The organism is Microcoleus sp. A003_D6, from assembly GCF_036702825.1.
GTDB lineage: Bacteria > Cyanobacteriota > Cyanobacteriia > Cyanobacteriales > Microcoleaceae > Microcoleus.
Genome location: NZ_JAUBWA010000153.1, coordinates 5837 through 13555 on the forward strand (window position 1 = coordinate 5837; position 7719 = coordinate 13555).

A 7719-nucleotide genomic window follows, 5' to 3' on the forward strand; every position below is an offset into this window, starting at 1 on the left:
TCTGGCGTTGGAGTTGGCTCTGGCGTTGGAGTTGGCTCTGGCGTTGGAGTTGGCTCTGGCGTTGGAGTTGGCTCTGGCGTTGGAGTTGGCTCTGGAGTACCCTCATTGATGAACACTGTGAAGCTTTTGCTCAACTCATTCGCCACAACAAGATCGAGTTTGCCATCACCATTGAAGTCAGCCGCCGCGAGTGAGGAGGGACGCGAGCCTACTGGAATGTCTGCCTGTTTCGTAAAGCTGCCAGAACCAGAGTTTAGCAGCACAGAGATGCTATTGCTGCCTGTATTTGCGATCGCGATATCAGCGAAACCATCGCCATTAAAGTCACCTGTGGCGATCGAGCTTGGAGAATTACCAACAGTAATATCTGGCTGTTTGGTGAAACTGCTACCCTGAGAATTCAACAAAACTGAAATGCTGTTGCTACCTGCATTCGCGATCGCCAAATCAGGGAAGCTGTCACCATTAAAATCGGCTGTGGCGATCGCCTGGGGAGAATTTCCAACAACTATATCTGGCAGTTTTGTCAAGTTGCCACCACCAGCATTGAGCAGCAATGTAACATTATTGCTGCCTTGGTTCGCTACCGCCAAGTCGATTTTCCCATCAGCATTAAAGTCGATCGCCGTCATCGCCAGCGGATTGCTGCCAACAGGAATGGCTGGCTGCAAAATAAAGCTCAAACCACGGTTTAGCATCACAGCCGCCACATTCCCTGTCCCATTGACGACAGCGAAATCTAGTTTATTATCTCCATCGAAATCAGCCGCTAGCGCCGCGTCGGGAAAAGGCAGATTACCAAAGCTAAAGGCCGGAAATTTAATGAAGTCAGATTTAGTATTTAACAGAAATGATATACTTTTATCTCCGCTATTAGCTACCAAGAGTTCTGGTCGGTTGTCTCCACTAACAAAATCTGCGGCTAAAACGATGGTGGGTGAGCTTCCCACGGATTCGTCTGATTTTAAAGCAAAGCTCCCAGAGCCAGCATTAGCGAACAATGAGATGCTATTGCTGCCTAAATTCGGTACAACTAAGTCGGGTTTGCCATCTCCATCGAAGTCTGTCACCGTCAGGGAAAGTGGGTTCGTACTTACCGATACATCTTTACGAAAGAAGTTCAAATTGCGACCTCTCTAATTTTTATTTATGTATAAATTTTGATTAATATTTTATATTTTACAGGAATTTTGAACTAAGTCAATCTATTTTTGATTTTTGATTTTTGATTTTCCCCGCCCTGAGCCTGTCCCAGGCTGTGTTAGCATAAATAGGACTAAGGGCAACTAGCCCAATTAGTAGGGTGTCCCGGAATCATAGACCCTGAATAATCGCCCTAGAACTTCGTCGCCCGGTACTATACAAGTTGATTTGAGCGTGACACTCACGTAATTCATCATCAAATTAGCGATCGACTTAAGGGATTTAATCTTATGACTGTAGCGAAAGAACAGATTACTGATAGCAGTAGCAATAGCGGTTTATTGAATTTCCGAATCACTGTCGAACGTCTGATCGAGCTTTTAGATTTAGAAGAAGAGGATGAGTACGGGATTTTGAGACCGACTGAATATGCTTTTAGGACAGCTATGAAGTTAGTTGTAGAAGCCTACGATAGCATGGGAAACAGTTTTCCAAAAGCCTCAACAGGTACAGATGACCGAGGCAGTATTAGACTTGCTTGGCAAAATATAAATGCGGATCGCAGAGTACGCTTATTCTGCCCCCACTCTTCTGATGAGAAAGCTTACATTTATCATCAGAAGACTGAGGAATATGGCTCGGAAGATATTACTTCAGCAGTAACCTTAGTCCATTGGCTAGAGTGGTTTAATAAGGTATGACCGATACATCTTCTCGGAGTGAATCAGAGTTGGAGCCTTTGGATGAAAGTGCTATTGTCTATAGAGCTTTACTTCGGAGACAATGGATTGATGAAACAAGCGATCTAGTTTTACTGTTCGCTTATTTACTTCGAGCAAATGAACCAGGTTTGTCGGTGACAATTGCCAGTGTTCGTTCGCCCGAACAATGTGCAGCAAAATTCATAAATTGTTACGGAGTTGCTAGCATTCAAGTAGGACAAATTCGTGAATTAGGTTTAGATGCAGTACCTGATTCAGCATCCCACGCTCAGATTGTCGGTTTACCTTATGTGATAGACGACCGAGACAGAGCTGAAAGATTGGCCGATTTGTTAAGCTGTTCTGCATTTAAATTGTCTGTCAAAAAACAATCAAACTCTTGTGGGGTGGGCTTCTAGCCCGCCCCGAATATGCAATTTAAATGCGCGACAGCTTAGCAGAGCGATCGATAATTGTATGGAAACCAAGGGATTTAATCTTATGACAGTAGCAAAAGAACAGATTACTGATAGCAGCAGCAGCAATAGCGGTTTATCGAATTTCCGCAGCACTATCGAACGTTTGATCGAACTTTTAGATTTAGAAGAAGAGGATGAGTACGGAATTTTAAAACCGACTGAATATGCTTTCAGGACAGCCATGAAATTGGTTGTTGAGGTGTACGATAGCACGGGCAACAGTTTTCCAAAAGCCTCAACAGGTACAGACGACAGAGGCAGTATTACACTAGATTGGACAAGCTTAGAACCAGAACGTACAGTCCGCCTATTTTGTCCGTTCAGTGCTGAGCAACCAGTTGACATTTATCACCATGCAAAAAATGAAAATGCGGTCGAAGATATCGCTTCATCATCAACATTAGTTTACTGGTTGCAGTGGTTTAACAAAATATGATAAGCTGTTCGACATTTAAACCACTAACGAGGCCTGTAGGGTGCGTCAGCTAGAACACTTACTAAGCAAGGGAAACAAGATAGGGCTGACGCACCCTACAATACTATTTTAAATGCGTAACAGCTTAGAACCATCTTCAGGGAGTGCGTCAGAGTTTAAAACATTACCGGATAATACTATTGTTGATGAATCTTCTCGAACTCAGCAATTTAAAAGGACAAGCTGTATATATTTTTCAGTTTTTTTCAGCGGTTCATTTTGCTCATTTGACAATAAATTTTGACTTAATATTTCTTTCGCGATAGCCTCCACCACCGGCACACAAACCGAATTCCCAATTTGCTTGTAACTTTCCCCCGCACTCGGATAACTTTTAAAATCTTCAGGAAAACCCATAAGTCTATAACATTCCTTCAGCGTCAACTTTCTCACCATATCTTGCTCAGGAATGTAGATAAAAAACCTGCCAGATGTTTCTTGCGAAGGAATAGTCGGATGCACTCCATCTACCGAATAAATGCGATTAGGCTGTCTGTGAACTCTCGATAAATGTTCTGTATTCGGCCTCACGCCAGTTTTCCAAGTACCTTTATTTCTGTAACCTACAAACAAAAGTCCCGAATCTTGCTTTCTCGGAGACTCAATTAAAGTATACTCGGATTTATGCAATATTTCAAAATCCCCTGTCTCGTCTAGAAATTCCCTGAGTTTTGGAGTCAACTGGGTTTTAAGCCGAGAAAAATTGAAGGGTTTACCTTTAGTTGCAACAATAAATATTCTTTCACGATGTTGAGGAATTCCAAAGTCTTTAGCATTCAGCATTTTGTAATTCACGCTGTATCCCAAATCTTCAAGACTGGCAATAATTACTTTTAAGGTATTTCCCTTGTCGTGATGGATTAAGTGCTTGACATTTTCGAGAACGATAACTTTAGGCTGCTTGATTTTGATAATTTTACAAATCTCGAAAAACAGTGTGCCTCTAGTATCTTCAAAACCGAGCTTTTTGCCGCAAATGCTAAAAGGTTGGCACGGAAACCCGGCGACTAAAACATCAAAGTCTGCTAACTCGACAGGATTAATTTTACTGATATCTCCAAAAGGAACCTCACCGAAATTATCAGTGTAAACTTGTCGGCATTTGCTGTTTATCTCGCAGGAAAAAATGCATTCAAAGCCAATTTTTTCAAACCCTTGTCTGAAACCTCCAATTCCTGAAAATAAATCTATAAAGTTCATCTATAACTTAATGTAAAATGTTACTCAAATCTATGGTAACATATTTTGTTTGTCTCTCTTCTTTTACTCTGCGTTCTTTGCGCTCTCTGCGGTTCATTCTATCAAGTTCAACAAGTCTTGTGACAGTCCTCAATCTTATACCACTCATTAAAAGTCGCAGCAGCCAGCGCCGGACACGGCAATGCCCTGTCCCCACAGATATCGGATAGAATGTCGATCGCCCGAAACTTCCTCCCGCATTCAACCAACCAACCTGCCAAACTTGTCCCGCAGCCGACTAAACTAGAAAGAGCAAAAAAAATATAGCCATTATCTACTTCCTTTCACCAACCATGAGTCAAACCTTGGAAAACCTCACCGCAATTGATGACAAGCTATCCAAACGCCACATCGACCTCGATCCCGGCGGCTACTTCATCATCTATCTCGATCGCACAACCAGCTTGATTTGCGCCAAACACTTCACCAACATCATCGACGATCGCGGCCTCGCCATCGATCCAGAAACCGGTAAACCCATCCCCGCCCGCGGCAAAGTAGAACGCACCCAATCTACAGTTTTTAGCGGCAGAACCGCCAAAGAACTTTGCGTCAAAATCCTAGAAGAAACCCGCCCCAGCCCGGTGACAATGTTAGATCACGCGGCTTATCTGGGACGGGAATTTGTACGGGCAGAAATTGCATTGTTGAGCGATCGAGAATACGTTCAAGATTAGTCCAGCCGCGCGCGCCAGAATTTCTAGACAAAACGGCAACTTACTAGACTGGCATTGCATTCAGGCGATCGTTATTCTTGAAAATATCCGCGTTCATCTGTGTGTATCAGCCTGTCATCTGCGGTTAAGCTATCAAAGATTTATGCAATGCAAGTCTATTGCATCTGACAGCACCCGATCACGAAAAACCTTGATACCAGAAATAAGTCACCATCGGAATCACTGTCGCCAATACCAACAGCACAACCACAACAACTGTGGCATTGCCTTGGTCTGTTTCTTCAGCTTTTTTAAACGTGCCTTCAACTTGAATGTTGTCAACAACTTCAGGAGCACCCGGATCGGGTTCGCCCGACAAAACAGTTGCAATGCGCGTAGTTGCAGCCGCAAATGCCTCGTTGTATTTATTTGCTTCCCGCAGCGGCACTTGCACGGTTTCCCCGGCCACACTCTGGGCAATTTCATCGGTTAGCAGGGATTTCACCCCTTCCCCCGTCCGAATTGCCGCACTGTTGGTAACAGTGTCGAGAACGAGTAAAATTTGATTAGTCTGGTCTTCTTTTGCGGGAAACCACTGTTCAAACAGTTGGTCGGTGAAAGTGGCTGTCGTTTCGCCGTAGTCTAATCGGTGAATGGTGACAAACCTGACTTGTTTCCCTGTTTTGTTTTCCAGGTTGTCGAGCACGCTGCTGATATTGCTTTCGCTGCTGCGGCTGAGCACGTCGCCTTTGTCGAACACCCAAGTTCGATCGCCCGCCGACAACACCGGCATTTCGTACACGCCAGTCGCCAATGCCGGCAATACCGCCATCTGCGATGCGATTAGGGCGATCGCGATCGCCGCCGCCAAAGGTTGGAGATATTTTCTCCACTTAAATAATTGCTTCAAGAGTCTGGTCATGAGGTTAACCGTAAAACTGACTTTTTTCCAAAAATACTATAGAAACCCCCGTAAAATGCATTTTATGCAGGGCAATATTTACAATTAGCTCGCCAGTGGAACTCCCCGCCCGATTATTGTAGGATTCTAACTATGGAACCAGCAGACACTTATAAAGGTTGGATTATTCAATCCCAGAAAGTCTTCTACGTCGAGGTTTGGGATAGCCGCGGCAACCGCCACGTCGCCGTCCAAAATGCCAAGACTGAGGAGGAAGCTTTGGAATTGGCCAAAAACTGGATAGACAAATATGAGTCACAACCCGGAAGAATGCCGATCGACGTACCCCATCCTTTCGGAGACATGATCGATATGCCATTTTGAAGTCAGTTGGCAGTTGGCAGTTGGCAGTTGGCAGTTGGCAGTAGTCAGTAGTCAGTAGTCAGTAGTCAGTAGTCAGTAGTCAGTAGTCAGTAGTCATTAGTCAGTAGTCAGTAGTCAGTAGTCAGTAGTCATTAGTCATTAGTCATTAGTCATTAGTCATTAGTTATTGGTTGGTTGCTACAAATTACTAATTGCCAATAACCAATAACAAATTACTCATTACCAACAGTCATTAGTTATTGGTTATTGGTTAGTTACTACCAATGCCCAATTCCCAATTACCCATTACCAATGACTACTGGCGAAAGCAAGCCGTCTGCTAAGAAATTCCTCGCAATTTCCGCGTATTTTCTACTAAACTCCGAGCAAATTCGTCGAACCTTTCAGACAGTTTTTCATCCAACAATTTACCGTCGGGACTAAAAGCTTTCCAAGCTTGTCCGATCGCAATTTGTTCGGGAATTACCCAAGCGTGCACCCATCTCAAAATGGTTCGCAAATCGTTGAGCGCGTTGCTGTTAACTTGCCCTCCCAAAACGCTAATCGCACCCGCAACCTTCCCGTCCAAATGCTCAAAACTCATCAAATCCAGGGCATTCTTGAGAGCACCGCTGACGCTACCGTGATACTCCGGCGTTGCCAAAATCAAGCCGTCGGCTTCCTTAACCGCATTCTGCAACTTTTCCACATCCGGGTACTTTTGATAATCCTTCTCTCCGTCACAAAAGGGCAGATTAAGCGATCGCAAATCCAATATTTCAACTTCTGCGCCCATGACCTGCGCCCGCTCTGCTGCTACCTTCAATGCCATCTGGCTGTAAGAGCCAGCCCGCAAACTTCCACCAATGCCGACAATCTTTACCATAAAACTCAAAAACAATAACTGCTCGACCAAAGCGTACTCATTACGATTATGATTAATGTAGCAAGTTCGATCGGCAACTGTCAAGTGAAGGGCGGCACCACACGGATTCAGACACAGATACACACACAGGACTAATGCCAACTGGCATAGATAGTAAGGTGCTCGAAGAGTGTTGCACGATTTTAGAGAAATGGTATAACCATGCTAGGAGAATATTTTATTCCTGTTAAAAATTCTAAATCTTATTCCGGTATTTAATAAAATTCATTATTTATTTTTGATTAAAAGAGCATTATTTTCCATCATTAGGCTTAGTTGAAAAGACGATTTAAACCCGAAATATTCCCCTTGATTATCTGTAATTTCGATCTAGCAGACTAGGGTTTTTAGTTTTCGGCTTCTGACCAAGAATTTCTTGATAGTACAAGCCCCGGATTTATCCGTGAAATCAATCCAAAATCAAAAATCTCAAATCCTCAAGCCCCCGAATTTATCCGTGGGGTCAATCAAAAATCAAAAATCAAAAATCGAATGACTGTCTCAAGGCCTGATACTCTTGAAAAAAAAACTAGCTAGTTCTGGCCCTACTTCTTTTAAGCTTTCCTGACGTAGAAATTTTTCTCTACTTTCAAAACTTTTCAGTTCACTTGGCTATATATTTTTAGAGATAATTTCTGCTGCCACTTTTAAGTGGGCTTTTAGCTGTTGTTCTTCGTCGGGTGTCCTTTTCTTTCTTTCATCCTTTTTTTATTATGCTGTTACTAGCTTTTTCATTTTAACCCTTTTTTCATAGATTTGCAGGCTCTCCTGAACTTGTGGTGATAATTTTATCTAATCAGAAAAACAAGCTAATACGCGATTTCTGAAATTATGAAA

9 protein-coding genes are annotated in these 7719 nt (G+C 43.2%); 5 read left to right on the forward strand and 4 right to left on the reverse strand.

Annotated elements, in window-relative coordinates; all coding sequences use genetic code 11:
- A partial coding sequence (locus QUB70_RS28330; RefSeq protein WP_332984907.1) for an FG-GAP repeat domain-containing protein occupies positions 1–1124 on the reverse strand: 1124 nt, incomplete at its 3' end.
- A gap of 309 nt (positions 1125–1433) precedes the next feature.
- Between QUB70_RS28330 and QUB70_RS28335 the strand changes: the two genes are divergently transcribed.
- The 3 genes from QUB70_RS28335 to QUB70_RS28345 all read left to right on the forward strand — a co-directional run bounded on the left by QUB70_RS28335 (position 1434) and on the right by QUB70_RS28345 (position 2759).
- Complete coding sequence (locus QUB70_RS28335) at positions 1434–1844, forward strand: hypothetical protein (protein ID WP_332984908.1); 411 nt, start codon at positions 1434–1436, stop codon at positions 1842–1844.
- Positions 1841–2263: a hypothetical protein gene (locus QUB70_RS28340; protein WP_332984909.1), complete on the forward strand. Its 423-nt coding sequence runs from the start codon at positions 1841–1843 to the stop codon at positions 2261–2263. The genes QUB70_RS28335 and QUB70_RS28340 overlap by 4 nt, the downstream gene beginning before the upstream one ends.
- Before the next feature lie 82 nt (positions 2264–2345).
- Complete coding sequence (locus tag QUB70_RS28345; protein ID WP_332984911.1) at positions 2346–2759, forward strand: hypothetical protein; 414 nt, start codon at positions 2346–2348, stop codon at positions 2757–2759.
- Between the two features lie 201 nt (positions 2760–2960).
- Here the strand turns inward: QUB70_RS28345 and dcm are convergent, their stop codons facing one another.
- Positions 2961–3998, reverse strand: coding sequence for a DNA (cytosine-5-)-methyltransferase (gene dcm, locus QUB70_RS28350; protein ID WP_332984912.1), 1038 nt, complete (start codon positions 3996–3998; stop codon positions 2961–2963).
- Positions 3999–4330: 332 nt separating this feature from the next.
- On the opposite strand from dcm, the gene QUB70_RS28355 reads away from it, so the two are divergent.
- On the forward strand, positions 4331–4714 hold the full coding sequence (locus QUB70_RS28355) for a DUF4346 domain-containing protein (RefSeq protein WP_332984913.1): 384 nt from the start codon (positions 4331–4333) through the stop codon (positions 4712–4714).
- 178 nt (positions 4715–4892) lie between these two features.
- Here QUB70_RS28355 and psb32 read toward each other — a convergent pair whose 3' ends face one another.
- Positions 4893–5615 carry a photosystem II repair protein Psb32 gene (gene psb32 / locus QUB70_RS28360; RefSeq protein WP_332984915.1) on the reverse strand — a complete coding sequence of 241 codons (723 nt, stop codon included), beginning with the start codon at positions 5613–5615 and terminating at the stop codon, positions 4893–4895.
- A gap of 132 nt (positions 5616–5747) precedes the next feature.
- Between psb32 and QUB70_RS28365 the strand changes: the two genes are divergently transcribed.
- Complete coding sequence (locus QUB70_RS28365) at positions 5748–5978, forward strand: hypothetical protein (RefSeq protein WP_332984916.1); 231 nt, start codon at positions 5748–5750, stop codon at positions 5976–5978.
- A gap of 319 nt (positions 5979–6297) precedes the next feature.
- Here the strand turns inward: QUB70_RS28365 and QUB70_RS28370 are convergent, their stop codons facing one another.
- Positions 6298–6984 (reverse strand): NADPH-dependent FMN reductase, encoded by a 687-nt coding sequence (locus QUB70_RS28370; RefSeq protein ID WP_442927843.1) that lies wholly within the window; start codon positions 6982–6984, stop codon positions 6298–6300.
- Positions 6985–7719 lie beyond the last annotated feature (735 nt).